The 24,031-nt window shown below is 65.3% G+C and carries 22 protein-coding genes; 12 read left to right on the plus strand and 10 right to left on the minus strand.

Annotated features, from left to right (window positions below; translation table 11 throughout):
• Positions 1–18 precede the first annotated feature (18 nt).
• Both ACR9YP_RS35935 and ACR9YP_RS35940 read left to right on the plus strand, forming a co-directional pair.
• A complete protein-coding gene (locus ACR9YP_RS35935) occupies positions 19–948 on the plus strand; it encodes a glycine reductase (protein WP_474218242.1) in 930 nt (309 codons plus the stop codon).
• A gap of 34 nt (positions 949–982) precedes the next feature.
• Positions 983–2,176: a CaiB/BaiF CoA transferase family protein gene (locus ACR9YP_RS35940; RefSeq protein WP_474218243.1), complete on the plus strand. Its 1,194-nt coding sequence runs from the start codon at positions 983–985 to the stop codon at positions 2,174–2,176.
• 114 nt (positions 2,177–2,290) lie between these two features.
• Here ACR9YP_RS35940 and ACR9YP_RS35945 read toward each other — a convergent pair whose 3' ends face one another.
• On the minus strand, positions 2,291–3,055 hold the full coding sequence (locus ACR9YP_RS35945; RefSeq protein WP_474218244.1) for an SOS response-associated peptidase: 765 nt from the start codon (positions 3,053–3,055) through the stop codon (positions 2,291–2,293).
• A 63-nt stretch (positions 3,056–3,118) separates the two neighbouring features.
• Here ACR9YP_RS35945 and ACR9YP_RS35950 point away from each other — a divergent pair, with 63 nt between their 5' ends.
• The 4 genes from ACR9YP_RS35950 to ACR9YP_RS35965 all read left to right on the plus strand — a co-directional run bounded on the left by ACR9YP_RS35950 (position 3,119) and on the right by ACR9YP_RS35965 (position 5,026).
• The gene (locus ACR9YP_RS35950; RefSeq protein ID WP_128935520.1) at positions 3,119–3,619 is read left to right on the plus strand and encodes a hypothetical protein; all 501 of its coding nucleotides are present in this window, start codon (positions 3,119–3,121) and stop codon (positions 3,617–3,619) included.
• A 3-nt stretch (positions 3,620–3,622) separates the two neighbouring features.
• Positions 3,623–4,057, plus strand: a complete 435-nt coding sequence (locus ACR9YP_RS35955) for an NUDIX hydrolase (protein ID WP_370984885.1) — start codon at positions 3,623–3,625, stop codon at positions 4,055–4,057.
• 47 nt (positions 4,058–4,104) lie between these two features.
• The gene (locus ACR9YP_RS35960; protein WP_091892564.1) at positions 4,105–4,482 is read left to right on the plus strand and encodes a TIGR02301 family protein; all 378 of its coding nucleotides are present in this window, start codon (positions 4,105–4,107) and stop codon (positions 4,480–4,482) included.
• Between the two features lie 277 nt (positions 4,483–4,759).
• Positions 4,760–5,026: a hypothetical protein gene (locus tag ACR9YP_RS35965; RefSeq protein WP_091892566.1), complete on the plus strand. Its 267-nt coding sequence runs from the start codon at positions 4,760–4,762 to the stop codon at positions 5,024–5,026.
• Positions 5,027–5,201: 175 nt separating this feature from the next.
• Here the strand turns inward: ACR9YP_RS35965 and ACR9YP_RS35970 are convergent, their stop codons facing one another.
• The 5 genes from ACR9YP_RS35970 to ACR9YP_RS35990 form a co-directional block, all read right to left on the minus strand.
• Positions 5,202–5,522: a cupredoxin domain-containing protein gene (locus ACR9YP_RS35970; RefSeq protein ID WP_370984884.1), complete on the minus strand. Its 321-nt coding sequence runs from the start codon at positions 5,520–5,522 to the stop codon at positions 5,202–5,204.
• Positions 5,523–5,531: 9 nt separating this feature from the next.
• The gene (locus tag ACR9YP_RS35975; RefSeq protein ID WP_474218245.1) at positions 5,532–6,065 is read right to left on the minus strand and encodes a DUF4142 domain-containing protein; all 534 of its coding nucleotides are present in this window, start codon (positions 6,063–6,065) and stop codon (positions 5,532–5,534) included.
• A 92-nt stretch (positions 6,066–6,157) separates the two neighbouring features.
• Entirely contained in the window at positions 6,158–6,847 is a 690-nt protein-coding gene (locus ACR9YP_RS35980; RefSeq protein ID WP_474218246.1) for an RNA polymerase sigma factor, read from the minus strand.
• A gap of 255 nt (positions 6,848–7,102) precedes the next feature.
• Entirely contained in the window at positions 7,103–7,966 is an 864-nt protein-coding gene (locus ACR9YP_RS35985; RefSeq protein WP_474218247.1) for a sulfurtransferase, read from the minus strand.
• A gap of 184 nt (positions 7,967–8,150) precedes the next feature.
• On the minus strand, positions 8,151–9,485 hold the full coding sequence (locus ACR9YP_RS35990; protein WP_474218248.1) for a dihydroorotase: 1,335 nt from the start codon (positions 9,483–9,485) through the stop codon (positions 8,151–8,153).
• 96 nt (positions 9,486–9,581) lie between these two features.
• Here ACR9YP_RS35990 and ygfZ point away from each other — a divergent pair, with 96 nt between their 5' ends.
• Genes ygfZ through ACR9YP_RS36005 form a run of 3 tightly spaced genes read left to right on the plus strand, consistent with a single transcriptional unit; the run spans position 9,582 to position 11,700 of the window.
• Entirely contained in the window at positions 9,582–10,463 is an 882-nt protein-coding gene (ygfZ, locus tag ACR9YP_RS35995) for a CAF17-like 4Fe-4S cluster assembly/insertion protein YgfZ (protein ID WP_474218250.1), read from the plus strand.
• Positions 10,460–11,086 (plus strand): DNA-3-methyladenine glycosylase I, encoded by a 627-nt coding sequence (locus tag ACR9YP_RS36000; protein ID WP_474218251.1) that lies wholly within the window; start codon positions 10,460–10,462, stop codon positions 11,084–11,086. The genes ygfZ and ACR9YP_RS36000 overlap by 4 nt, the downstream gene beginning before the upstream one ends.
• Positions 11,083–11,700, plus strand: a complete 618-nt coding sequence (locus ACR9YP_RS36005; RefSeq protein ID WP_474218252.1) for a YfbR-like 5'-deoxynucleotidase — start codon at positions 11,083–11,085, stop codon at positions 11,698–11,700. Before ACR9YP_RS36000 ends, ACR9YP_RS36005 begins: the two co-directional genes overlap by 4 nt.
• 135 nt (positions 11,701–11,835) lie before the next feature.
• Here ACR9YP_RS36005 and ACR9YP_RS36010 read toward each other — a convergent pair whose 3' ends face one another.
• Positions 11,836–13,125, minus strand: coding sequence for an IS4 family transposase (locus ACR9YP_RS36010; protein WP_438103448.1), 1,290 nt, complete (start codon positions 13,123–13,125; stop codon positions 11,836–11,838).
• 278 nt (positions 13,126–13,403) lie between these two features.
• On the opposite strand from ACR9YP_RS36010, the gene ACR9YP_RS36015 reads away from it, so the two are divergent.
• The 3 genes from ACR9YP_RS36015 to ACR9YP_RS36025 all read left to right on the plus strand — a co-directional run bounded on the left by ACR9YP_RS36015 (position 13,404) and on the right by ACR9YP_RS36025 (position 17,969).
• Positions 13,404–13,910, plus strand: a complete 507-nt coding sequence (locus ACR9YP_RS36015) for a tyrosine phosphatase family protein (protein WP_091892584.1) — start codon at positions 13,404–13,406, stop codon at positions 13,908–13,910.
• Positions 13,911–14,193: 283 nt separating this feature from the next.
• Positions 14,194–15,162 (plus strand): NUDIX hydrolase, encoded by a 969-nt coding sequence (locus ACR9YP_RS36020; RefSeq protein ID WP_474221172.1) that lies wholly within the window; start codon positions 14,194–14,196, stop codon positions 15,160–15,162.
• Positions 15,163–15,269: 107 nt separating this feature from the next.
• Positions 15,270–17,969, plus strand: a complete 2,700-nt coding sequence (locus tag ACR9YP_RS36025; RefSeq protein ID WP_474218253.1) for a DUF2339 domain-containing protein — start codon at positions 15,270–15,272, stop codon at positions 17,967–17,969.
• Between the two features lie 3 nt (positions 17,970–17,972).
• Here the strand turns inward: ACR9YP_RS36025 and ACR9YP_RS36030 are convergent, their stop codons facing one another.
• The 3 genes from ACR9YP_RS36030 to ACR9YP_RS36040 all read right to left on the minus strand — a co-directional run bounded on the left by ACR9YP_RS36030 (position 17,973) and on the right by ACR9YP_RS36040 (position 23,843).
• A complete protein-coding gene (locus ACR9YP_RS36030) occupies positions 17,973–19,661 on the minus strand; it encodes a methyl-accepting chemotaxis protein (protein WP_474218254.1) in 1,689 nt (562 codons plus the stop codon).
• 271 nt (positions 19,662–19,932) lie between these two features.
• Complete coding sequence (locus ACR9YP_RS36035) at positions 19,933–21,903, minus strand: methyl-accepting chemotaxis protein (protein ID WP_474218256.1); 1,971 nt, start codon at positions 21,901–21,903, stop codon at positions 19,933–19,935.
• A 197-nt stretch (positions 21,904–22,100) separates the two neighbouring features.
• Positions 22,101–23,843, minus strand: a complete 1,743-nt coding sequence (locus tag ACR9YP_RS36040) for a methyl-accepting chemotaxis protein (RefSeq protein ID WP_474218257.1) — start codon at positions 23,841–23,843, stop codon at positions 22,101–22,103.
• Positions 23,844–24,031 lie beyond the last annotated feature (188 nt).

Raw genomic sequence — 24,031 nt, forward strand, 5'->3', positions numbered from 1 at the left:
GAACCAGGAGACGCGCCCATGTCCGCTCCGCGCGACGACGAATTTGGCTTTGCGCCCGACTACGATTCGCCCGTGCCCTACATGCAGCGCACGCGCGACTATTACGCGGCGATCGGCTACACCACGCCGTATCGCTGGGCGCATTACACGGAGGCACCGTTCCAGCCGCTGAAGAAGCCATTGGCGCAGTCGCGCGTGACGATCATCACGACAGCGGCGCCGTTCGATCCGGCCAAGGGCGATCAGGGACCGGGCGCCGCATATAACGGCAGCGCGAAATTCTACCAGGTCTATGACGGCGACACGTCGACAGAGCACGACCTTCGCATCTCGCACATCGGCTACGACCGCAAGCACACTTCGGCCACCGACAGCGGCACCTGGTTTCCGCTGCCGCAGCTCTTGAAGGCGAGCGCCGCAGGACGGATCGGCGAGGTTGCGCCGCGCTTCTTCGGCGCCCCGACCAACCGCAGCCATCGGGTCACGCTGGATACCGACGCGCCGGAGATCCTGGCGCGCTGTCTTGCCGACAAGGTCGACGTCGCCGTGCTGGTGCCGAACTGCCCGGTCTGCCACCAGACCACCGCGCTGGTGGCGCGGCACCTGGAGCGGAACGGCATTCCGAGCGTGATCATGGGCTGCGCCAAGGACATCGTCGAGCACGCGGCCGTGCCGCGCTTCCTGTTCTCCGATTTCCCGCTCGGCAATTCCGCCGGCAAGCCACATGATGTCGGCTCGCAGGCGCAGACACTCGAGCTCGCGCTAAGACTGCTGGAGACCGCGAGCGGCCCGCAGACGACGATGCAATCGCCGCTGCGCTGGAGCGAGGATGCCTCCTGGAAGCTCGACTACAACAACGTGGCGCAGCTTTCGCCGGAAGAGCTGGCGCGGCGCCGCGCCGAATTCGACAAGCAGAAGGAGATCGCGCGCGGCAACCGCGCCGCCTGACGTCCTCCGATAACGAAGAAAAAGGGAGAGCGACGTGACGCGACCGTTCGAGGGCGTGAAGATCCTGGACTTCACGCAAGTGCTGGCCGGTCCCTATGCGAGCTATCAGCTCGCGCTGCTAGGAGCCGACGTCATCAAGGTCGAGCGGCGCGAGGGCGAGGACATGCGCCGCACGCCGCTCAGCCGCGAATGGGCCGAGCGCGGGCTGGCGCCGGCATTCCAGGCCATCAACGGCAACAAGCGCAGCCTGACGCTCGATCTGCAGAAGCCGGAGGCGATCGCGATCGTGAAGAAGCTCGCAGAGACCGTCGACGTCGTGATGGAGAATTTCCGCCCCGGCGTGATGGACAAGCTCGGCATCGGCTACGAGGCGCTATCCGCGATCAATCCGAAGCTGATCTATTGCGCCGTATCAGGCTTCGGCCAGACTGGCCCGGACCGCCTGCGGCCCGGCTATGACGGCAAGATGCAGGCGCTGTCGGGCATCATGGCGATCACCGGCCATCCCGAGACGGGACCGACGCGCGCGGGCTTTGCGGTGTGCGACGTGCTGTCGGGCGCAACCGCTGCATTTGGTGTGTCGAGCGCACTGTATCAGCGCGACCGCACCGGCAAGGGCCAGCTCATCGACGTCTCCATGCTGGAGGCGACGATGGCGTTCCTCTCGGGCCAGATCGCAGATTGGTCGGTAGCGGGCCATCGCCAAACACTCTCGGGCAACCAGGCGGTGAGCCGCAGGACCACGGCGAACCTGTTCAAATGCAGCGACGGCCACATTCTGCTCGCGGTCAACAACGAGAAGCAGTACCGCGCGCTGATGAGCACACTCGGCTGCGAGGATACGCTGACTGATCCGCGCTTTGCCGACTGGTTCTCCCGCAACGAGAACGAGGGCGCGCTCCGCGCCATCATCGAGGAAGCGCTGGCGGCCAAGCCGGCGCGCGAATGGGAGACGATCCTGGAAGACGCCGGCGCGCCCTGCGCCAGCATCTGGAAGGTCGAGGAGGTGATCGACCACCCGCAGATCAAGGCGCGCGGCGCGATCCAGGAGCTGGACACGCCCTACGGCCGCCTGCGCTTTGCCGGCAGCGGGTTCAAGCTCGCCCATGGCGGCGGCAAGCTGGATCGCATGGCGCCTGAGCTGGGGGCTGATACGGATGCGGTGCTCGGCGAACTCGGGTTCGATGCGGCGGAGATCGCAGCGCTGCGGGCAAGAGAGGTTGTTTAAAGCACCGCTGCGGTAGGGTGGGCAAAGGCGCAACGCGCCGTGCCCACCATTTATCTGCTTGCTCGATACACGATAGTGGGCACGCTTCGCTTTGCCCACCCTACGGCACCGCAGCTAGAACAACGAGCCCTGCCCGTCATCCGCCGGGCTAGCAGCAACCTTCCGCACCGCCTTCCTGGGCTTCACCGCCTCGGCCGCCGCCTCCGTCCCCTCCGCGCTGATCGGCAAGAGCAACTGCTCGTCGTCATTGACGACGCGGTTGACGCGGGTGGAGACCGGGTGCCAAGCGAACTCGCCGATGCGCGGGGCGGTCATCAGCGGCAGGATCGCGTCGATTTCGTCGCTGCGGCAGTCGAGCCAGCGCTCGAAATCGCGCGGGCTAATGGTGACGGGCACGCGGTCATGCAACGCGGCGAGGTCTTCGCCTGCGGCCGCCGTGACGATCGCGACGGTGTCGAGTTCCTCGCCGTTCGGCCCGACCCATGTCTCGAACAATGCGGCAAAGCCGAGCGGCGCGCCGTCGGCGCGGTGGATGAAGAAGGGCTGCTTGCGACCACCCTCCGCCTTCCACTCGTAATAGCCGTCCGCTGGGATCAGGCCGCGCCGGCGGCGAACCGCCTTTTTGAAGGCGGGCTTCTCCAGCGCCGTCTCGGAGCGGGCGTTGATCAGGAGCGTAAATCCGCGGGGGTCCTCGACCCAGCCCGGCACGAGGCCCCAACGCATCAGACGGAAATGGCGTGCGCCGTTCTCGATCAGCACGACCGGAATCGGCTGCGTCGGGGCGACGTTGTACCGGGGCGGGAAATTCGGCTGCTCAATGTAGCCGAACAGTTGCCGCAAAGCCGCGGGGGCCGAAGTTATGACGAAGCGTCCACACATCCTGGGGTATCTATATAGGGTCCGTTCAGGTCCTTTTAACCCCGAACGTTAACACTGCGGCCGATGAGCTCAACGGTCTCCCAACCCGCGCGGACGCATGTACAGACGGGCCCCGAGGCCGCCGCCTGGGCCGAGCGGCTGCGCGTCGCCAACATCAACCCGCGGACCGGGCTTGCCACCGACTATCTCAACCATTTCAATGAAGCCGTGATGCTGCTGGAAATGGTCCCCGACATGCCGGAATGCGCGGAAGATTTTCTGACCTGGACGCCACTGTCCTATGCCGAGCATTTCACCGCGTCGAATTTCAGGGCGCGCGACCTCGCCATCGAGGCCTATGAGAAGGCCGATCCAAACGTGCGCGCCCAGTTCGACCACATCACGGATACCATGACCTCGATCCTGACCGCGGTCGGCTCGGCCATGCGCGAGGTCGAGAAGGACACGACGCGCGTCCGGCTCGCCGAGCAGGCCACGGCCTGGGTCAAGCCGCTGATCGCGGCCTGCGGCGGCATCATCAATGGCGGCGCCGAAGCCGACATCGACACCATCATGGCGAACTGACCCGTGGTTTCGGCGGTCCAGCCTGCTCACCCCCAGATCGCGGTCAGTGCCGCGATTTTTCGCGACGGCAAGGTGCTTCTGACCCGCCGCGCCCGTTCGCCCGCAAAAGGGTTCTATTCGCTGCCCGGCGGCCGGGTCGAGTTCGGCGAATCGCTGCACCAGGCCCTGCTGCGCGAGGTCGACGAGGAGACCGGGCTCGCCATCGAGATCATTGGCCTCGCCGGCTGGCGCGAGGTGCTGCCGGCCGCAGCCGGAGCCGGCCACTACCTGATCATGTCCTTTGCCGCCCGCTGGGTGGCCAACGAACCCGTTCTGAACGACGAGCTCGACGATTACCGCTGGATCGCCCCGGACGCCGTCGCTGGCCTCGGCGACCTCAAGCTGACCGGGGGACTGGAGGACGTCATCCAGTCCGCCGCCCGGCTGATTGGGTCCTGACCGCCCCGCCTTGCTTCCACCGCCTCGACGGGGCATACACCGGGCCGATGTCCACGCGATTTCTGGCCATTTTCGCCCTGATTCTCGCCTGCGCCTCCGCGCCCACGAGGGCCCAGGAGGGGGCAGCGCCATTTGACGGCGATTTGCAGCGGCTGGCGGAGATTCTCGGCGGGCTGCACTATCTGCGCGGCATTTGCGGGTCCAACGAGGGCAACAAATGGCGCAACGAGATGCAGGCGCTGATCGATGCCGAAACCCCCTCCGGCGAGCGCCGCACCCGCATGATCGCCGGCTTCAACCGCGGCTATAACGGCTTCCAACAGACCTATCGGAGCTGCACGCCGGCGGCGACGGTGGCGATCCGCCGCTATATCGAGGAAGGCTCGAAGATCTCGCGCGATCTCACGGCGCGCTACGCGAACTGAGCTCTCTCCACTGGTCATTCCGGGGCGCGCAGCGCGAACTACGATGCGCAATTGCGCATCTGAGAATCCACCCTGCGACATTCTGTACGGCCCGATGGATTCCGGGTTCGCGACTTCGTCGCGCCCCGGAACGACGGCGCCGCTGGAACCCTGTCATCGATTTTGTTCACAGCCGTTAACCGTTCTTAAAGATGTAGCCTAGCGGTCGTTAACGCCCGTGCTACACCTCTCGCACAGCGCATCGCCGTGGATCGCGCCCCAGCCCTGATCGAGTTTCATGAGCCAGCCGATTTCCTACGCCCCCGCCCGCGCGCCACTGCCCGATCACGAGCAGAAGCAGGCCGCACTGAGCTATCTCAATGAGGCATGGGCCGAGGCGCGCCATGAAGGTGTCGACGGCGACTGCCTGGCGCAGGCGAGCCTGTTCGCGGCCTTTGCCGAACTCGTCGGCACCTACGGCGAGGACGCGGTGGCGAAGTTCGTCGAGGGCTTTCCTGGCCGCATCCGCAACGGCGAGTTCTCGGTCAGCCTCTCCAGGCAATAACCCTTTGCGAAAAATGACCCCGCCACGGGACGGGGCCAGTTGACGGATGTGACTTTGCCAAGTGCTCGCGAAGTCTGCCGCGATTTATCGCATGGAAGCGATTGAACGCGGACAAGAATTAGTCTGGCGATGACCGGGAGACGTTCCGATGCGATCGGGAATGCACGCCCAGGCATCAGGGCTCGACTTTCAGAGTCGCCTTCATATTGGGATGATAGCGACAGTAGTAATCGACCGTTCCCGCTTTCTTCAAAACGAACGTCGCCGACTTCTTCGGCAGCAGAGGGACGTCAAAATCGCCGTTGGTCGCGGTGGCGGTGTGGGCGAAGATGTCCTTGTTGATCCACTCAACGGTGTCGCCGACCTTGGCCGAGATTTCGGCCGGCGAGATCACGAGATTGTCCATCGTGATTTGAATGGTCGCCGCACGCGCCGGGACGACCATTGACAGGACCATGACCGCAAACGCGATCGACGCGAGGCGTCCCGGCTTCATCTCATCCTCCTATTTTAGCTCGGCCGCGACGTGCTCGGCGTGCTGCTGATGGCCCTGGAAGATCTTCAGGCCGGTCTGCAACAGGCTCTTCAGCTCGTTATTGCTCGCGGACGGAATGAGCTGGGTCTCCAACGCGCTATTGACCGCCTTGTGGTAGGCGACCTCGTTCTGGACATAGGCCTTGTCGAAGGCGGCGCCGCTCAGCTTGTCGAGCTCAGCCATCTTGTCGCTCGCCTGCTTCGACAGCGCCCGGCTGGTGTCGTTATCTTCAGGCGTGACGTTCAGCTTCTTGACCAGCGCGAGCGCCTGCTTGTTGACGGCCTCGTGGTCGCGCAGCATGTCCTCGGCGAACGCCTTGACGTCCTTGTTCTTGGCTTTCTTCTGCGCCTGCTTGGCCGCGTTGATGTCGATCACGCCCGCGGTGTAGGCAATATGGGCGATCTGCGGATCGCTGGGCTTGTCGGCTGCGCGAGCGCCCTGCAGCAGCGCAGGACTCGACAGCAGGACGGCTGCGGCGATCGCCGCGCTCGATCGGAAGAACATGGCTTGATACTCCTGTGGTGCCGGACGTTTGGGCCGGCGCGTTGCTTCACAGGAGTTGGATGGGCATTTCGCGCAAACGTTCCCGAAAAATTTCAGCCGCCGATGCCGAGCCGCTTCAGCACTGCTTCAGTCAAGCGCTCACATCGCCACCCGGCGAACGGGAACGCATCCATCACCACCGGGCCGATCTCCTTCTCGACGTTCTCGCGCAGCATGGTGCGGGCGCGGTGCAGCCGCGTCTTCACGGTCTCGGGCTTGACGGCGAGCAGATCGGCGGTCTCCTCGATACTCATGCCTTCCATGACCCGGGCGACGAACACCATGCGGAAGACATCCGGCAACTCGTCGATGGCGCGTTCGACGACGCGCTGGATTTCACGTTGGGCCATGGTCCTTTCCGGATCGCCTGCGGGAGAAACGGGAAACTTGATGATCTGCGCGTCGAGCGCGGCATCTGGTATCGCGCCAAGTTCGACATCGGGCTTTCGGCTGCGCACCCGGCCGAGCGCCTCGTTTATGGCGATACGCGACAGCCAGGTCGACAACCCGGCCTCGCCCCGGAAGCCATCGAGATGGGTGAAGGCGCGGACGTAGGTTTCCTGCACCACGTCCTCGGCTTCGCTGTCGCTGCGCAGGATTCCCCGCGCAAGGCGATAGAGCCTGCGGTTGTTGGCCTGCATGATCTCTCGCAAGGCGGCTTCGTCACGGCCCCGCGCGCGATCGATCAGTTCGGCTTCCAATGTCTTGGCGCCGGCGGACAGGCCGGCTGCGGTCCGTTGCATGGCTGTCACCTGCTTGTTTCGCTTCGTTCCGGACATTGGATGCAGGCCTAAACGAAAGGTTCCCAACATTCTTACTCGGCGCTCTCTTACCCTCCCCTGGAGGGGGAGGGTCGCTTCGTATGGAGCAAAGCGCAATGCGAAGCGGGGTGGGGTGATCTCTCCAAACGGGCACCGCCAATGGCGAAAGACTGTTACCCCACCCCGCTCGCGCTGCGCGCGACCGACCCTCCCCCTCCAGGGGAGGGTAAATAACCCCTAATCCGTCTCGATCGGCAGCGCCGGATTCCGCGCCCATTCGCCCATGGAGGCGTCATAGAGCGTGAGCTTATCGTAGCCGAGCTGGGTCAGCATGAGCAGGTCGATCGTCGCCGAGATGCCGCCGCCACAATACAGGATCACATTCTTGTCGCGCGTAATGCCTTGGGCCGCGAATTTGGCCTCGGCATCGGCCAGTGTCGTCAGCGTTTTGTCGGCATTGGTGAGCGACGCCGCTGGGACGTTGACGCTGCCCGGCACACGGCCGGGCCGGCCGTAGCGGCTCGGCTCGAGACCCTGATGAAATTGCGGACCGAGCGCGTTGACGATAACGGTCGCCGGATCGCCGATCCGGGCCTTCACGACGTCTTTGTCGACGAAATAGCCTGGGCGCGGCGCGGCCTTGAACGTCGCGGCCGGATAGCCCTTCGGCGCACCTCTCTCGACCGGCCGCCCCTCGTCCTTCCATTTGTCGAAACCGCCGTCGAGCACACGCGCATCGACGCCGAGCGAGCGCAGCATCCACCAGAACCGCGTCGACCACATCGTCGTGCCGATGCTGTAGAGCACGATGGTCTTGGATGCATCGAGGCCATGCCGGCCGAAGGCAGCCTCCAGCTGGGCCACATCGGGCATCATGAAAAACTGTTGGGCGGAGGTATCGGAAAACTCGCCCTGCAGGTCGAGGAAATCGGCACCGGGGATGTGGCCGGCCGCAAACGTCTTGTCGCCGGGCACCGCACGATACGGCACGTCGCTGCCCGGCGGCACCGGCTCGTTGTAGGTCGTGCAGTCGTAGAGGCGAAGGTCGGGATCGCCGAGGAGGCCTGCGAGTTGCTCGGTGGTGATGAGGGGTTGAGTCATTGAATGCTCTCCCATGCTTCCTCAATGTCGTCCCGGCGAAGGCCGGGACCCATACCGCGTGATCTATCGGTGGACGTAGGTATTCGTACCGAGAGAAGGCCCAGCAACGACTAGTCTCCGCCAAACGTCTCCCTGTGGTTATGGGTCCCGGCCTTCGCCGGGACGACACCGAGTGTGGAGCGGCCTACGCCTTCAGCGTCTCCAGAAACCGCACCGGCTCACCTTGCGAGGCCGTCACCAGCTCGCCCTGCCACATCACGCGGCGGCCGCGGATGAAGGTGCCGACGGGCCAGCCGGTGACGCGGACGCCGTCATAGGGGGTCCAGCCGGCCTTGGATGCCACCCATTTGTTGGTGATGGTCTCGCTGCGCTTCAAGTCGACGATGGTGAAGTCGGCATCGTAACCGGCGGCGATGCGGCCCTTGCAGGCCATGTTGTAGAGCCGCGCGGGCCCGGCGCTGGTGAGATCGACGAGACGGGCGAGCGAGAGCCGGCCGGCATTGACGTGATCGAGCATGATCGGCACCAGCGTCTGCACGCCGGTCATGCCGGAGGGCGAGGCCGGATAGGTCTTCTGCTTCTCGTCCAGCGCATGCGGGGCGTGGTCGGAGCCGAGCACATCGATGATGCCCTGCTCGATGCCGCGCCAGATCCCGGCGCGGTGATCGGCGCCGCGCACCGGTGGATTCATCTGCGCCAGCGTGCCGAGCCGCTCGTAGCATTCCGGCGCGACCAGCGTGAGGTGATGCGGCGTCGCTTCGCAGGAGGCGACGTCCTTATGGTCGCGCAGGAACTCGATCTCTTCCTTGGTCGAGATGTGCAGCACATGGATGCGCTTGCCCGTCTCATGCGCGAGCTTGACCAGGCGCTGCGTCGCCATCAACGCCGCGGTCTCGTCGCGCCAGACCGGATGCGAGCGCGCATCGCCCTCGATGCGCAGCGATTTGCGGTCGTTGAGGCGGTACTCGTCCTCCGCATGGAAGGCGGCGCGGCGGCGGATGACCTGGAAGATGCGGCGGAGGCTCTCGTCGTCCTCCACCAGCAGCGCGCCGGTCGAGGAGCCAATGAACACCTTGACGCCGGCGCAGCCCGGCGCGCGCTCCAGCACCGGCAGATCCTGCACGTTCTCGCGGGTGCCGCCGATGAAGAAGGCGAAATCGCAATGCATGCGGTGACGAGCGCGTTTCACCTTGTCGGTGAATTCGGCTTCCGTCACTGTGAGGGGCGAGGTGTTCGGCATCTCGAACACGGCGGTGACGCCGCCCATCACGGCGCTGCGCGAGCCGGTCTCGAGGTCTTCCTTGTGCGTCAGCCCGGGCTCGCGGAAATGCACCTGCGTGTCCATCACGCCGGGCAGGATGTGCAGGCCCTTGCAGTCGATCACCTCCGCGGCACTGGCTTGCGACAGCGTGCCGATCTCGGCGATGCGGCCACCCGTGATGCCGATATCGCGCAGGCCCTCGCCGTCCTGGTTGACCACGGTGCCGCCTTTGAGGATCACGTCGAAACGCTGGGTCATGGGACCTCTCTCATCCCCAAGCGCAGGGCTCGAGGTCTTGTCGTTTTTGCCTTGCGGGCTTACGTTCCGGAGCAACATGTCGCAAGAGATTTTCGCATGAAATCAGCGTTTCTTCCCGACCGGGGCGTGGTCAAGGTCGCGGGCGAGGATGCGCGCAACTTCCTCAACGGCCTCGTCACCACCGATGTCGACAGGCTCAAGCCGGGCCTGGGGCGATTCGGCGCGCTGCTGACGCCGCAGGGCAAGATCATCGTCGATTTCCTGATCACGGAGGTGCCCGCCGGCCATGGCGGTGGGTTCCTGATCGATTGCCCGAAGGCGCTGGCCGAGGGCCTCGCCACCAAGCTGAAATTCTACAAGCTGCGCGCCAAAGTCACGGTGGAAAACCTCTCCGATGCTCTGGGCGTGCTTGCAGCCTGGGACGGCCAGCCTGCCGCTCAGCCCGACCTCGGCTTCGCCGATCCGCGCCACAATGAGCTCGGCTATCGCATCCTGATCCCCGAGGATCTCAAGCAGAAGCTGTCCGATCTCATCGGCGCCGAGCTGGTCGATGCCGCCGAATACGAGGCCCACCGCATCGCGCTCGGCGTGCCGCGCGGCGGGCTCGATTTCATGTACAGCGACGCGTTCCCGCACGAGACCAACATGGACCGGCTTGCCGGCGTCGATTTCGACAAGGGCTGCTATGTCGGCCAGGAGGTCGTCTCGCGCATGCAGCATCGCGGCACCGCGCGCACCCGCAGCGTCAAGGTGCTGCTCGAGGGACCCTCGCCCGAGATTGGTGCCACCATTCTCGCCGGCGACAAGCCGGTCGGCACCATCGGCTCGACCGCCGGCGGCAAAGGCATCGCGCTGGTGCGCGTCGACCGCGTCGCCGACGCGCTCGATGCGGGCCAGCCGCTCACCGCGGGCGGCCTCGCGCTGACACTGGCCGAACCCGACACCGTCCGCATTCCATCGAAGCAACCCATCGCATGAGCCGCGCCCCTCGCCTGCATCCCGACGGAAAGACCCGCTGCCCGTGGCCCGGCGAAGATCCGCTCTATGTCGCCTATCACGACACCGAATGGGGCGTGCCTGAATATGACGACCGCGCACTCTACGAAAAGCTGATCCTCGACGGCTTCCAGGCCGGCCTCTCCTGGATCACGATCCTGCGCAAGCGCGACAATTTCCGCAAAGCCTTCGACGATTTCCAGCCGGAGAAGATCGCGCGCTACAGCGACAAGAAGGTGCACGCGCTGATGAACGATGCCGGCATCGTGCGCAACAAGGCCAAGATCGACGGCACGATCCTGAGCGCAAAATCGTATCTGGAGATCATGGAGAAGGGACCGGGCTTCTCGAAGCTGTTGTGGGACTTCATGGACGGCCGCCCCAAGGTCAACAATTTCAAGACCACCGCGAGCGTACCCGCCTCGACGCCGTTGTCGGTGCAGATCTCCAAGGAGCTGTCCTCGCGCGGCTTCAAGTTCGTCGGCCCGACCATCGTCTATGCCTTCATGCAGGCGACCGGCATGGTCAACGACCATCTGGTCGACTGCCATTGTCACGCGACCTGCGGCAAGACGCAGCGCAAGCCGCGCCTCAAGGCCAAATGACTGTCGAGAAGAAGACCGCGCGCGATGCGCAGTCCCGCGCCTGGCAGCGCATGCTGTCGGGCCGACGGCTCGATCTGCTCGATCCCTCCCCGCTCGACGTCGAGATCGCCGACATCGCGCATGGCCTCGCACGGGTCGCCCGCTGGAACGGCCAGACCATCGGCACCCACATCTTCTCGGTCGCGCAGCATACGTTGCTGGTGGAGACCGTGATGCGGCATGAGATGCCGCGCGTCGACCAGCGCGTGCGACTCGCAGCCCTGCTGCATGACGCACCCGAATACGTCATCGGCGACATGATCTCGCCGTTCAAGGCCGTGCTCGAGGGCCATTACAAGGCGGTCGAGAAACGCCTGCTCGGCGCCATCCACATTCGCTTCGGGCTACCGCCGGTGCTGCCGGAGGAGATCACGCAGGCGATCAAGGCTGCCGATCGCGGCGCGGCTTATCTGGAGGCGACCGAGCTTGCCGGTTTCAGCGAGAGCGAGGCACGGCGCCTGTTCGGCAAGGATCCCGGCCTACCCGACAGCGTCCGGCGCGACTATCTCACGCCCTGGACCGCGGCGCGGGCCGAGAAGCAGTTCCTGGAGCGGTTTGGCGCGGTGATTGCGTAGGGCAGCGGTGCCTTGATCTCTGCTGTCGTCCCGGCGCAGGCCGGGACCCATACTCCGGGAAGGGGTTTTGCGAAGACTGGGAGTTGCCACCGCCTCAGTCACGCCAGCCGGTGGTTATGGGTCCCGGCCTGCGCTCTAGGGCATGCACATATCTCTGAGGCTCCATCCTGCTGCGACGGCGTGGAAGTATTCGAGGCCGTTCTTGAAGGTGATCGGGCCCGGCGGCTTGGACGATGGGTAGCCGTCCCAGCCGCCGAGGCGACCAATGATCCAGGCGGCCCAAGCGAGGCTATCGGGCGGATGTGGGTTCTTTAATCGCTTGCTCCCGGCTTCGAGTTGACGGTTGAGGGCGGTGAGCACGTTAATTTGGCCGTTGTCGAAGGCAGCGAGAATGGGTTGGCGACTGCCATTGCGGGCCTGCAGAAGTTGGATTGTGATGACGGCCGCCTTAGCGGCAATCGCGACCAGCTTGAGAAGGCGATCGGCGGTTCCGATCTGGCTGTCTTCGAGCTTGAAGCCTTGTGTCTTCAGGATGCGGAAGAACTGCTCGATGATCCAGCGTTGCTTGTACCATTGGACGATGCGCCAGGCGTCCTCGATGCCGGTAACCTCGTGAGAGGTGAGAAGCCGCCAGTGCAGCGGCTCTACCCCGGTTTCGGCATTGATCTCGCGCACATCGACCACCGCCAATGGCAAGCTTTCCGGCAGATGGCGCAGGAACTTACTCTGTGGGCGGGCGAGCTCGATTGCGCCAAAGCGAAGTTCGAGGTGAGCCAGGCGGGCGGGCCGCGCGGCGCGCGCAGGCAATTGGATCGCACGCCGATCCACCGCGGCCATGGCATCGCTGACCTCATACAAGCCGCTGCGGTCGGCAAGCTTGCGATCATGCATGCTGCGCGCGATGACGTGGAAGTGTTGCTCGGCCGAGCTGGCATAAAGGGCAAAAATATCGCTCTCGCGGTCACCCAGCACCGTCACCGCTGTGGCCTTGGTGAGGAGCGGCTTGGCCGCCATGGCAGTGGATATCCAGCGCTGCGATTCCTTGTCCGATAACTCCCGATCGTCGTGCGAGGTCGTGCGGCGACCTGTGCGCGTCCATATCTGCCCGCTCAAAAGTCCAAGACAGTTGCCGTCATCGGCATCCACAGCCAGCAGCGGATGCAGCAGCACGCCGTGGTTATTGCCTTTGCCGATTTCTCCGAGCCCGCGCCGGCGTTGCGGTGTGGTGTTGAAGTGGATCTCGCTGGTGTCCTGGATGGCCAGCACGTGGCGGCCCTCTACCGCAGCGACCGTGCTTTCGCTCCAGCTTTCGATGATCCGCTCCACCGTCACCTTGTCATGGCCAAGAAAGCGGTTGAACCGCACTTCCAGCGCGCGGTTCCCCCTGGAGAGCTGCCGAAGGCAGACAGTTTTGCCCACAACCATGCGTTCGACGAACGCCGCCCCCCTTTATCGAGACGACGATCCCCGAACCGGCCCAGCGTCCAGTCAATCCGTGACAACATCGCGGCACCCCGTCCAAATCATGGAGTGCCGCAATACGAATCACACAGAACTCTGATTCTGGAATCCTCCCAGGCCGATCCGAGTCAATCCGCCGCACCAGATATGTGCATGCCCTAGGGCCTGCGCTGGGACGACAATGTGGGATGCTTTGCCCACCCTAACGGCGCTCGCTATAATCGGCGCCAAAAAGGTCCGCCATGATCCACGTCTGTTCCCTCGCCGCGCTTCCCGAAACCGTCCGCCTCACCGGCGCCAGCCACGTGCTGACGGTGATGGCCAATGTCGAGCAGGTGGCGCGGCCCGTGTCCGTGCTGCCGGCCAACCATCTCAAGGTGTCGATGGACGACATCACCGAGGAGATGGACGGCTTCGTCGCACCGTCAGAGACGCATATCGAGCAGGTGCTGAACTTCGTGCGGGGCTGGGACCGCAGCGCGCCGCTGGTGGTGCATTGCTACGCCGGCATCAGCCGCTCCACCGCGAGCGCATTTGCAGCGGTATGCGCGCTCAATCCGAACCGCGACGAGATCGAGATCGCCAGGAAGATCCGCGCGGCCTCGCCGATCGCCTCGCCGAACCGGCGCATCGTCGGCCTTGCCGATCGTGCATTGGGACGCAATGGCCGCATGCTGCGCGCGCTCGACGAAATGGGCCCGGGCGCGATGATGGTCGAGGGCCGCCCCTTCGTGATCGAGCTCGAATGAGGCAAGAGGCGGATATCAGGGGCGACGGGACTGCGCCCCCTCTCCCGCTTGCGGGAGAGGCACAGGCGGCCTTCGGCCGCCGTCCTTTAAGAAGACGCCGATGCGAAGCATCGGCTATGGGTGAGGGTGCTTCCGCACCGAGGCACTCCCAGCGTGGAGAGAGCCCTCACCCGGTGCTGCGCGCCGACCTCTCCCGCAAGCGGGAGAGGTTACAGCGAGCATGCGGAGAGACCGGCTCAATCAGCCGGCATATCTTGTTCACAACACCAGCGACCTCAGCCGCATGAGCGAGATGCTGCTGACGCCGATCGAGATTGGCCTGACCGCCGCGATCGTCGCGATCGACGACCGCGAGCCGCAGATCCTCACCGCACGCGGCGGTGACGGGCTTGCCGGCCTGCCGTTCGGGCCGTTCGATGCGCTCGCCCATCGCACCTTCGAGATCGGCCTACGCGCCTGGGTCGAGCAACAGGCGGGCCTGCGGCTCGGCTATGTCGAGCAACTCTACACGTTCGGCGACCGCGGCCGTCATGCCGAAGCCGGCCACACCGGCGCGCACATGGTGTCGATCGGCTATCTCGCGCTGACGCGCGCCGTCGATGGCGAGCTCGCCGCGACCGGCGCGAGCTTCGAGCCATGGTATCGCTTCTTCCCCTGGGAAGACTGGCGCGAGCAGCCGCCGGAGATCATCGCCCGCGACATCATCCCGGCGCTGATGAAATGGGCCGAGGAGGAGACGCCGGAGACCACGCGCGCGCTGCCGCGGAGGGATCGCGTGCGGTTCTATTTCGGTCTCGACGGTGCGCCGTGGGACGAGGAGCGCGTGCTCGACCGCTATGAGCTCCTGTACGAGGCCGGGCTGATCGAGGAGGCGCGGCGCGACGGCAGGCCTGCGGCATTAGCGCGCAAGACGCTTCCCGCGCTTGGGACCTCGATGCGGTTCGATCACCGGCGCATCCTCGCCACAGCCATCGCGCGGCTGCGTGCAAAACTGAAGTATCGTCCTGTGGTCTTTGAACTTTTGCCCGCCGAGTTCACACTCACGGAATTGCAGCATACGGTGGAGGCCATCTCCGGCCGCCACCTGCACAAGCAGAATTTCCGCCGCCTCGTCGAAACGGAAGCTCTGGTCGAACCGACCGGGGCGATGTCGACACAGACCGGCGGACGCCCGGCGGCGCTCTATCGCTTCCGCCGCGACGTGCTCCAGGAGCGGCCCGCGCCGGGCTTGCGCGTACGCTCCCGGCGCTGAGCATGATCCGGAAAAGTGCGTAAGCGGTTTTCCGAGCAAGATCATGCTCGAAACCAAGACTCTAAGATTTCGCCATCGGCCCTGCCCGCCGGTTGCCTGGAGGCTTCATGTTCGACGGCCCGTTTGACGTCTTTGCGTTGATCATTGCGATCGCCGCCTTCCTCGTCGCGATCAAGGCCTCCAGTCAGGCAGCCGAACTGCGCCGCCGACTAAGCTCGCTCGAAGAGACGTTTAATGCGCAGCGACGGGTTCAGCCGCCGCCGCTCACACCTGTGTGGGAGCAGGCGCCCGCACCCGCGACGGCTGCGGCGGAGCCGCCGCCGCTTGCGCCGGAAGCTGAGCCGGCGCCGCCACCCGCCACCGAAGCTGTTTCGCCGCCGCCGCTCGAGACGAGCACCGAGGCCGCTGCACCGCCTCCGCTGCCTGCATCCGCACCCGGCTTCGAGGAGCGACTCGGCACGCGCTGGGTGGTGTGGATCGGCGGGCTTGCGCTCGCGCTCGGCGGCTTCTTCATGGTGCGCTATTCGATCGAGGCCGGCCTTGTCGGCCCCGGCGTGCGCGTCTTCCTCGGCGGCCTGTTCGCGCTGGCGCTGTTAGGTGCGGGCGAATGGACACGGCGCAAGGAAAGCATCTCGGCCATCCAGGCGCTGCCGATCGCCAACATCCCGGCGATCCTCACCGCGGCCGGCACGGCGGTGGCGTTCGCGACCATCTATGCAGCCTATGCGCTCTACGGTTTCCTCGTGCCCGCCACCGCCTTCGTGCTGCTCGGCCTCGTCGCGCTCGGCACGCTGGCCGCCGCGCTGCTGCATGGGCCCGCGCTCGCGGGCCTCGGCGTCGTCGGCGCATTCGTGACACCGGTCCTCGTCTCCAGCGGCAAGCCGGATTATTGGGCGCTCTACATCTATCTCGCGATCGTGACCGCCGCGAGCTTCGGCCTCGCCCGCATCCGGCTATGGCGTTGGCTCGCGGTGACCACGATCGTCTTCGCGGTGCTCTGGACTTTCATGGGGCTCGAGCCCGAATTGCAGGTGGCGCCGCACGCCTTCCACGTCATTGCGGGCTTCACGCTCGCTTCCCTCCTCGTCGTCTGCGGCTTCATGTTCGGCCCGACCATCGAGGACGGCGAGATCGAGCCGGTGTCGTCGAGCTCGCTCGGCGCCTATCTGTTCGCAGCCTTGATCATCGTGCTGTCGAGCGCGCATGCCGATCTGGCGCTGATCGCCTTCACGCTTCTCGTCGGCGCGACCCTACTCGTCGCCTGGCGTGCGCCGGCAGCAACCGGTGCGCTGGGCGCGGCTGCGGCAACCGTCTTCATCGTGTTCGCCGAATGGGCGGTACGGGCCAATCCCGATATGCTGGTGCTGCCGGGCGGTCCCCTGCCGGGTGTCGGGCCAGCAGCGATCGACAGCTCCGTGACGCTGCATCTGGTGATGGCTGCGGTCTTCGCCGCCGGCTTCGGCATCACCGGCTTCCTCGCGCAGGGCCGGTCGAATTCGGCTGTCATCCCGGTGGTGTGGTCGGCCGCGGCGGTCGCGACGCCGATCGCGATCCTGGTTGCGCTCTATGCGCGCATCGCCCATCTCGACCGCTCGATCCCGTTTGCGATCCTCGCCGTGCTGCTCGCCGCCGCCTTTGGTGCTGCGACCGAATCGCTCACGCGCCGCGACACCAGGCCGGGCATCATGATCTCCACGGCGCTGTTCGCGACCGGCACGCTCGGCGCGCTGGCACTGGCGCTGACCTTCGCGCTGGAGAAGGGCTGGCTCACCATCGCGCTCGCGCTGATGTCGCTCGGCACCGCCTGGATCTCGATGCAGCGGCCGATTCCGTTCCTGCGCTGGCTCGCCGCCATCTTTGCCGGCATCGTCACCGCTCGGATAGCCTACGATCCGCGCATCGTCGGCGATGCCGTCGGCACCGCGCCGATCTTCAATTGGCTGTTTTGGGGCTACGGCCTGCCGGCGGCATCGTTCTGGGGCGCGAGCATCTTCCTGCGCCGCGGCGCCGACGATCCGCCGCTGCGCATGGTCGAGACCGCCGCGATCCTGTTCGCCGCGCTGCTCGCCTTCATGGAGATCCGGCACTTTGCGACCGGTGGCGACATGATCTCGCCGCCGTCGCTGCTCGAGTTCGCGCTGCAGGTCTGCGTCGCGCTCGCGATGGCGATCGGGCTGGAACGCCTGCGGCTGCGCAGCCACAGCGTCGTGCACAATGTCGGCGCGATCGCGCTGACCGCGATCGCCGCGCTCATCAGCGTGTTGGGGCTCCTGATACTGGAGAATCCGCTGCTGTTCTCCAGCGTCAATGTCGGCGGTCTCGTGTTCAACCTGCTGCTGCTCGGCTACGCGCTCCCCGCAATGCTGATGCTGCTGCTGTCCTACGCGGTGGCAGGACATCGCCCGGTCGCCTATGCCAATACGATCGCGGGCGGGGCACTGGTGTTCGCGCTCACCTACGTGACGTTGGAGATCCGCCGCTTCTATCACGGCCCAGTCCTGCTCTACGGCGGCACCACGGGCGCGGAGCAATACACCTATTCGATCGGCTGGCTCGCCTTCGGCGTGGTGCTGCTCGGCGTCGGCATCCTGGTCAATTCGGAGCGCGCGCGGCTGGCCTCTGCCGCCGTCATCGCGCTGACGATCCTCAAGGCCTTCGTCATCGACATGTCGACGCTGACAGGCGTCTACCGCGCGCTGTCGTTCATGTGCCTCGGCATCGTGCTGGTCGCGATCGGCTGGCTCTACCAGCGCATCCTGTTCCGGCGACAGGTCGCACCGCCGCCGGCTCCACAGACGGGCAGTTGAGGATCAGGCGGCGCGGACCGACTCCAGGAACTGCGCGACTTCGACCTTCAGACGGGTGCTGTCGGTCGCCAGCGATTTCGCCGCCGACAGCACTTCGGTCGAGGCCGAGCCGGTCTCGGTCGCACCGCGCTGTACGTCGGTGATGTTCATCGAGACCTCCTGGGTGCCGACCGAAGCCTGCTGCACGTTGCGCGAAATTTCCTGCGTCGCCGCGCCCTGTTCTTCGACGGCGGCGGCGATCGCCGCGGAGACCTCGGACAGCCGCTCGATGGTGCCGCCGATCTCCTGGATGGCGCTGACCGATTCCTGCGTGGCGGCCTGAATCCCGGCGACCTGCGCCCCGATCTCCCCAGTCGCTTTCGCGGTCTGCTCGGCGAGCGCCTTCACTTCCGAGGCAACGACGGCGAAGCCGCGGCCGGCCTCGCCGGCGCGTGCCGCTTCGATGGTCGCGTTCAGCGCCAACAGATTGGTCTGGCCTGCGATGGTATTGATGAGCTCGACGACGTCGCCGATGCGGGACGCCGCCTGCGACAGCGCGTTGACGCGTTCGTTGGTCCGCGCCGCCTGTTCGACCGCTTCCGCGGCCATCCGCGCCGAATCCTGCACGCGGCGGCTGATCTCGGTGATGGAGGAAGACAGCTCTTCCGAGGCGGACGCCACGGCCTGGACGTTGGTGGAGGCTTCCTCGGAGGCGGCCGCGACGACGGTCGCGAGCTCCTGCCCGCGCTGCGCCGTATTGGTCAGCGTCGTCGCCGAGGCCTCCAGCTCGGTCGAGGCCGACGACACGGTCCCGACCACTTCACCGATCATGGCTTCGAACTTGCGGGTGATGGCGTCGACGCGGCGACCGCGCTCGATCTTGGCCTCGGCGTCGCGCGCCGCTGCCTCGTCGGCGGCTTTCTTGGCGATCAGCGCCTCCTTGAAGATCTGCAGCGCATCGGCCATCGAGCCGATCTCGGTCTTCTCGCCGCGATGCGGCACCTCGGCCGAGAGGTCGCCTTCGCCGAGCGACTGCATCGGACGGATGATCGAAGCAATGCCCTGAGAAACGTCGCGCACGAGATAATAGGCGGCGCCGATCGCGATCACGACCGAGAGCACGATGATGCCGACCAGCACGCGGAAGATCGTGGCGTAGCTGTCGGCCGCCTGCTTCGTCTCCAGCTCGGCGCCTTGATTGTTCAACTCGATGCCCTTCTGGAGCAGGGGATCGGCGGCCTGGGCCATCTTCGCGACCTTGGTCTGCAACAGCTCGTTGGCATCGGCCGGGAAGCGACCGACGCTCTTGCGCGACAGCGCCATCACGTCCTGAACGCCATTCAGATATTCAGCCCACGCCTTGGTCCATTGTTCGTAGAGCGAGCGCTCCTCGGCGGCGGTGATCAGCGGCTCGTAGACCTTGCGGGTCTTCTCGATGCGCTCGCGGAGCGAGGCGAGGCGCTTCTCTGCGGCTTCCTTGCCTTCAGCTGTGTCCTGCATCAGGTGCAGACGCAGCGCGACGCGCAGCTCGTTGATGTCGGCGCGCATCGAGCCGAGCGCACGCACGCTCGGCAGCCAGCTCTGCGCAATCTCGACGGTGTGGGCGTTGATGTTCTGCATCGTGCCGATCGCCGTCACGCCGACACCGGCGAGCGAGAGCACGAGGACCGACAACACGGTCAGCAGCTTGAAGACGATCGACAACTTCGACATCGCACGAATCCCGATGATAGCTGGCAGCGCGCACGTCACCTGCGCCACAGGCGTCACGACGGACGACCGGGCGGAGGTCAATTCAACAATGCTGGCTGGTTCTTATTCCGTAGAATTGCGCCCTATATTCGCAAGCAGGCGTTAACATGGTCCTACGTAAAACTATTGGACGTCCCGACAATCGCTATTTTCCCCGACCATGCGCTGCAGCTGCACAGATCTCGCGCGGCGCCGTGCTTCATGCATGGCAACATCGACAGGGCCGACGTCGTCACGCCGCCCGTACCGACTCCAGGAAACGCGCCACTTCGCTCTTCAGCCGGTTGCTCTCCTGCGAGAGCGACTGGGCGGCCGAATGCACCTGCGCAGAAGCAGCCCCGGTCTCGCCGGCGCCGCGCTGGACATGGCCTATGTTCGCCGAGACCTCCGAGGTGCCCTGCGCGGCGTTTTGGATGTTGCGGGAAATCTCCTGCGTCGCAGCGCCCTGCTCCTCGACCGCGGCGGCGATGGTCGACGAGATCTCCGACATGCGCGCTATGGTGTCACCGATCTCCTTGATCGCGCCGACGGAGTCCTCCGTCGCGGCCTGGATCGCGCCGATGTGCTGGCCGATCTCGCCCGTCGCCTTGGCGGTCTGCTCCGCAAGCGCCTTCACTTCCGTCGCCACCACGGCGAAGCCCTTGCCGGCCTCGCCCGCCCGCGCCGCCTCGATCGTCGCATTCAGCGCCAGCAGATTGGTCTGGGCGGCGATGGTGTTGATCAGATCGACCACGTCGCCGATGCGGCCGGCCGCCTTCGTCAGCTCGGCGACGCGTGCATTGGTACGCTGCGCCTGTTCCACCGCAACGTCGGCGACCCGCGCCGATTCCTGCACCTGACGGCTGATCTCGGTGATCGAAGAGGTCATCTCTTCGCTTGCAGCCGACACCGACTGCACGTTGGCGGAGGCCTCCTCCGAGGCCGCAGCCACAGCCGTGGCGAGCCCGTTGCCGCGCTCGGCGGCCTCAGTCAGCGTGTTGGAGGACGCTTCGAGCTCGGTTGCCGCCGACGACACGGTCTCGACGATCTCGCCGACCGCGCCTTCGAAGGCGTCGGCAAGCCGCTGCATGTCCGCCTTGCGCTGTTCACGCCCACGCGCGTCGGCCGCCACCTGCTCGACGCGCAGCCGCCCGGCCTCCGCCATGCCGGTCCTGAACACCTCGACTGCACCGGCCATCTCGCCGATCTCGTCCCTGCGTCCGACACCGGGAACGGCTATCGAAAGCTCGCCGCGCGCCAGCCGCGTCATCGCGCCCACCATGGCGCCGAGCGCGTTCGAGATCGAGCGTCCGAGCAGGAAGCCGACCGCCGCGAGCACGACGACGGTGACGCCGAAGGCGACCATCATCCACAGACGTACGGCATCGCGGGTCGCGGCCTCGGCAGCATCGGCCTGCTTGTACATGGCATCGACGGCGCTCTGCACTTCCGCCATGACGGGCTCGAGCTCGCGAAACGTCTTCATCATGCTGGCGTCGAGGGCCGCAGTCTGCTGCGCGGTCTCCGCCCAGGCCGCGAACTCGGACTGGTATTTCTGCAACTTGGCGGTGATGTCGTTCATCACCGCCGTAGGGACCGCGACGACTTCTATCGCCTTGGAGAATTCGGCCGCGGCCTTCTCCATCTCGGCAATGTATTTTGGATCGCGCCGCAGCATGAAATCCTTCTCGTGCCGGCGCATCATCAGCATCCAGCTCGTCGTCCGCGGATCGTCGATCTGCTTGAGCTTGGTCTCGATGTCGTGCACCGCGGCGCGGAGCGAGCCGGAGAGGCCGAGCGTCTCGTTCAGGCCGAGCCTGGTCTCGGCCGCCACCAGGGCGCCGAAATCCGAGGCATAGCGCTTGAAGCCGGTCTGGGCCTGCTTCATCCTGTCGGACAGCGCACTCATGCCGCCAGTCGTCAACAACCGCTCCACCTCGTCGAAATCGCGGTTGATCGGTCCGATCAGCTCGGCATGCGCCTTGGCGAAGCTTTCGTTCCGCCGCTGCTGGAAATTCTTCTCGTTGCGGCGCGCTTCCAGCATTTCGATCGAAAGCTGCTTGTCGAGATCAGCGATCGCGCGGGCGCGGCTGGCAACATCGCGCGACGCATCCTGGGAGAGGCTGCCGATCTCGTAGATCACACCGAAGGCGGCGAGACCGATAAGGCCGAAGAGTCCGATCGCCATGACCTTATGGGTGAGGCGAATGGAAATGCCGCTCATTGAATGTGCTCCAACGACTGGACGCAATACATGAAGGGCGACTCAGCGCCCGGAATATTGCGGAGATCATGCCTGCATCGCTTTTCCGGAAGGTTAACCCTGCGCGCATCGGTCGCGGCGTCGAAATACGAACGCGCGCAACCATCGCAGTTTCGCGCGCGGCGGTTGCAGATCGGGGTCTGCTCAAGACGCCACCGTCAGCCGGCGCGCACAGAGCCGAGAAACTTGCCGACCTCGAGCTTGAGGCGGCTGCTGTCACCGGACAGCATTTGCGCGGCAGACAGGACTTGCGAGGACGCCGAGCCGGTCTCGCTCGCGCCGCGCTGCACGTCGGTGATGTTGGACGACACCTGATGAGTGCCTTGTGCCGCCCGCTGCACGTTGCGGGAAATTTCCTGCGTCGCGGCGCCCTGCTCTTCCACGGCCGCCGCAATCGTCGAAGAGATCTCCGACAGCTTCTCGATGGTGTCGCTGATGTCCCTGATCGCGCCGACCGAATGTTCGGTCGCGGTCTGGATGCTGGAAATCTGCTGCCCGATCTCGCCGGTTGCCTTCGCCGTCTGCTCGGCCAGGGCCTTGACCTCGGAGGCAACCACCGCAAAGCCCTTGCCCGCTTCGCCGGCGCGGGCGGCCTCGATCGTGGCATTGAGTGCGAGCAGATTTGTCTGGCCGGCGATCGAATTGATCAACTCGATCACGTCGCCGATGCGCGTCGCCGCCTTGGACAACTCGCTGACCCGCTCGGTCGTGACACGAGCCTGGCCGACCGCTTCGTTGGCCACGCGCGCGGACTGCTGAACCTGACGACTGATCTCGTTGATCGATGAGGACAGTTCTTCGGTCGCGGATGCCACCGAGTGCACGTTGGTCGAGGCCTCTTCGGAGGCGGCAGCAACCACCGTGATCAACTCCTGCGCGCGCTCGGCGGTCGAGGTGAGCGTCGAAGCCGAGGCCTCGAGCTCGGTCGAGGCCGAAGAGACGGTCTCGACGATCTCGCCGATGGCGGATTCGAAACTGTCGGCGAGCTTGTGCATCTCGGCCTTGCGTCGCGCGGCCGCGATCTGGTCCTGCCTGATCTTGGCTTCGGCCTCCTCTTGCGCCTTCTGCTCGGACACAATCTTGAACTTCTCGACGGCAGCGGCAACGCCGCCCACCTCGTCCTTGCGGCCAAGCCCGGGTAGCACCACTGAAAAATCGCCGCCGGCGAGCTTGTCCATGGCCACGGTGAGCGCGCGGATCGGCCGCGCGATGCTGAGGAAGGAGAGGAGCCAGGAGCCGATCAGAACGAGCGCCGCGAAGGCGCCGACCGCCGTTCCGATCTGCTCGCTCGATCTCATCTGAGCGGCAGCCGCGGCATTGTCCTCGTCGGATTTGTGTCTCGCATAGTCGGCGATCTGGCTGATCAGCGCGTCGAGTTGGGCTGCGATCGGCAGCGTAAGCTCCCGCGCGATGCGAATGCCTTCGTCATTGAGCTTCGCGGCGCGCGTCGCGCCGTCCGGGCCAGACGCAGTAACGGCGATGGCTTCGCCGCGCACGCCGGCAATCTGCTGCGCAGCTTTGCCATAGTCCGCCGCGAGCGATCTCAGTTTCTCCATGCGGACACGATTCTCAGCCGCGTGAGAAAGCCTCAGCATCGACTCGACCAGCATGCTCATCGAATTCTGCTGATCGCCGAGACTCTGGCTGGCCTTGTGAAGATCGGCCGCACTATTGGCGAGACGAAGGTCGCGCACTGCGAGTTGCATGCCGCGAACTGCAACTTCGGCCCTGACTGCGTCGCGCGCGATCTCCTGCTGTGCAAGTGCACTTTGGCTGGTCTCGCGGGTGCTCGCATTGCCGAGCATCTGGCTCGCAATCATGGCTCCAACCAGGAGCACTCCGAGAGCCGAAGCGATCGCCAGCTTGGTCCCGATCCGCATATCCTGAAAAAGGCTCAACATGGTACGTTTCCCAAGCAACGAGCTGCCAAGTCATTGCTGGCCGCTTGGACGTTGATCGCCCTTACCGTGAAAGCCTATCGGTCAGAGTTCCTCTTTTGGTTAATGAGCGCCCTCGCAGAAATACTGATTTTGCGCGCTAAATAATTGAAATTGAACGAGGATAGTCTCGTCATAGTTGTAAATTGCAG

The sequence above is a fragment of the Bradyrhizobium sp. BR14999 genome, from assembly GCF_056106085.1.

What these genes read in the sequence shown, in the direction of transcription:
- ACR9YP_RS36000 (WP_474218251.1), top strand. Translation starts at nt 10,460, where the DNA reads ATGAGCCGCGCCCCTCGCCTGCATCCCGACGGAAAGACCCGCTGCCCG.
- ACR9YP_RS36010 (WP_438103448.1), bottom strand. Translation starts at nt 13,125, where the DNA reads ATGGTTGTGGGCAAAACTGTCTGCCTTCGGCAGCTCTCCAGGGGGAAC.
- ACR9YP_RS36040 (WP_474218257.1), bottom strand. Translation starts at nt 23,843, where the DNA reads ATGTTGAGCCTTTTTCAGGATATGCGGATCGGGACCAAGCTGGCGATC.
- ACR9YP_RS35985 (WP_474218247.1), bottom strand. Translation starts at nt 7,966, where the DNA reads ATGACTCAACCCCTCATCACCACCGAGCAACTCGCAGGCCTCCTCGGC.
- ACR9YP_RS35980 (WP_474218246.1), bottom strand. Translation starts at nt 6,847, where the DNA reads ATGCAACGGACCGCAGCCGGCCTGTCCGCCGGCGCCAAGACATTGGAA.
- ACR9YP_RS36025 (WP_474218253.1), top strand. Translation starts at nt 15,270, where the DNA reads ATGTTCGACGGCCCGTTTGACGTCTTTGCGTTGATCATTGCGATCGCC.
- ACR9YP_RS35975 (WP_474218245.1), bottom strand. Translation starts at nt 6,065, where the DNA reads ATGTTCTTCCGATCGAGCGCGGCGATCGCCGCAGCCGTCCTGCTGTCG.
- ygfZ (WP_474218250.1), top strand. Translation starts at nt 9,582, where the DNA reads ATGAAATCAGCGTTTCTTCCCGACCGGGGCGTGGTCAAGGTCGCGGGC.
- ACR9YP_RS36005 (WP_474218252.1), top strand. Translation starts at nt 11,083, where the DNA reads ATGACTGTCGAGAAGAAGACCGCGCGCGATGCGCAGTCCCGCGCCTGG.
- ACR9YP_RS36020 (WP_474221172.1), top strand. Translation starts at nt 14,194, where the DNA reads ATGAGCGAGATGCTGCTGACGCCGATCGAGATTGGCCTGACCGCCGCG.
- ACR9YP_RS35965 (WP_091892566.1), top strand. Translation starts at nt 4,760, where the DNA reads ATGAGCCAGCCGATTTCCTACGCCCCCGCCCGCGCGCCACTGCCCGAT.
- ACR9YP_RS35945 (WP_474218244.1), bottom strand. Translation starts at nt 3,055, where the DNA reads ATGTGTGGACGCTTCGTCATAACTTCGGCCCCCGCGGCTTTGCGGCAA.
- ACR9YP_RS36030 (WP_474218254.1), bottom strand. Translation starts at nt 19,661, where the DNA reads ATGTCGAAGTTGTCGATCGTCTTCAAGCTGCTGACCGTGTTGTCGGTC.
- ACR9YP_RS36035 (WP_474218256.1), bottom strand. Translation starts at nt 21,903, where the DNA reads ATGAGCGGCATTTCCATTCGCCTCACCCATAAGGTCATGGCGATCGGA.
- ACR9YP_RS36015 (WP_091892584.1), top strand. Translation starts at nt 13,404, where the DNA reads ATGATCCACGTCTGTTCCCTCGCCGCGCTTCCCGAAACCGTCCGCCTC.
- ACR9YP_RS35990 (WP_474218248.1), bottom strand. Translation starts at nt 9,485, where the DNA reads ATGACCCAGCGTTTCGACGTGATCCTCAAAGGCGGCACCGTGGTCAAC.
- ACR9YP_RS35935 (WP_474218242.1), top strand. Translation starts at nt 19, where the DNA reads ATGTCCGCTCCGCGCGACGACGAATTTGGCTTTGCGCCCGACTACGAT.
- ACR9YP_RS35960 (WP_091892564.1), top strand. Translation starts at nt 4,105, where the DNA reads ATGTCCACGCGATTTCTGGCCATTTTCGCCCTGATTCTCGCCTGCGCC.
- ACR9YP_RS35970 (WP_370984884.1), bottom strand. Translation starts at nt 5,522, where the DNA reads ATGAAGCCGGGACGCCTCGCGTCGATCGCGTTTGCGGTCATGGTCCTG.
- ACR9YP_RS35950 (WP_128935520.1), top strand. Translation starts at nt 3,119, where the DNA reads ATGAGCTCAACGGTCTCCCAACCCGCGCGGACGCATGTACAGACGGGC.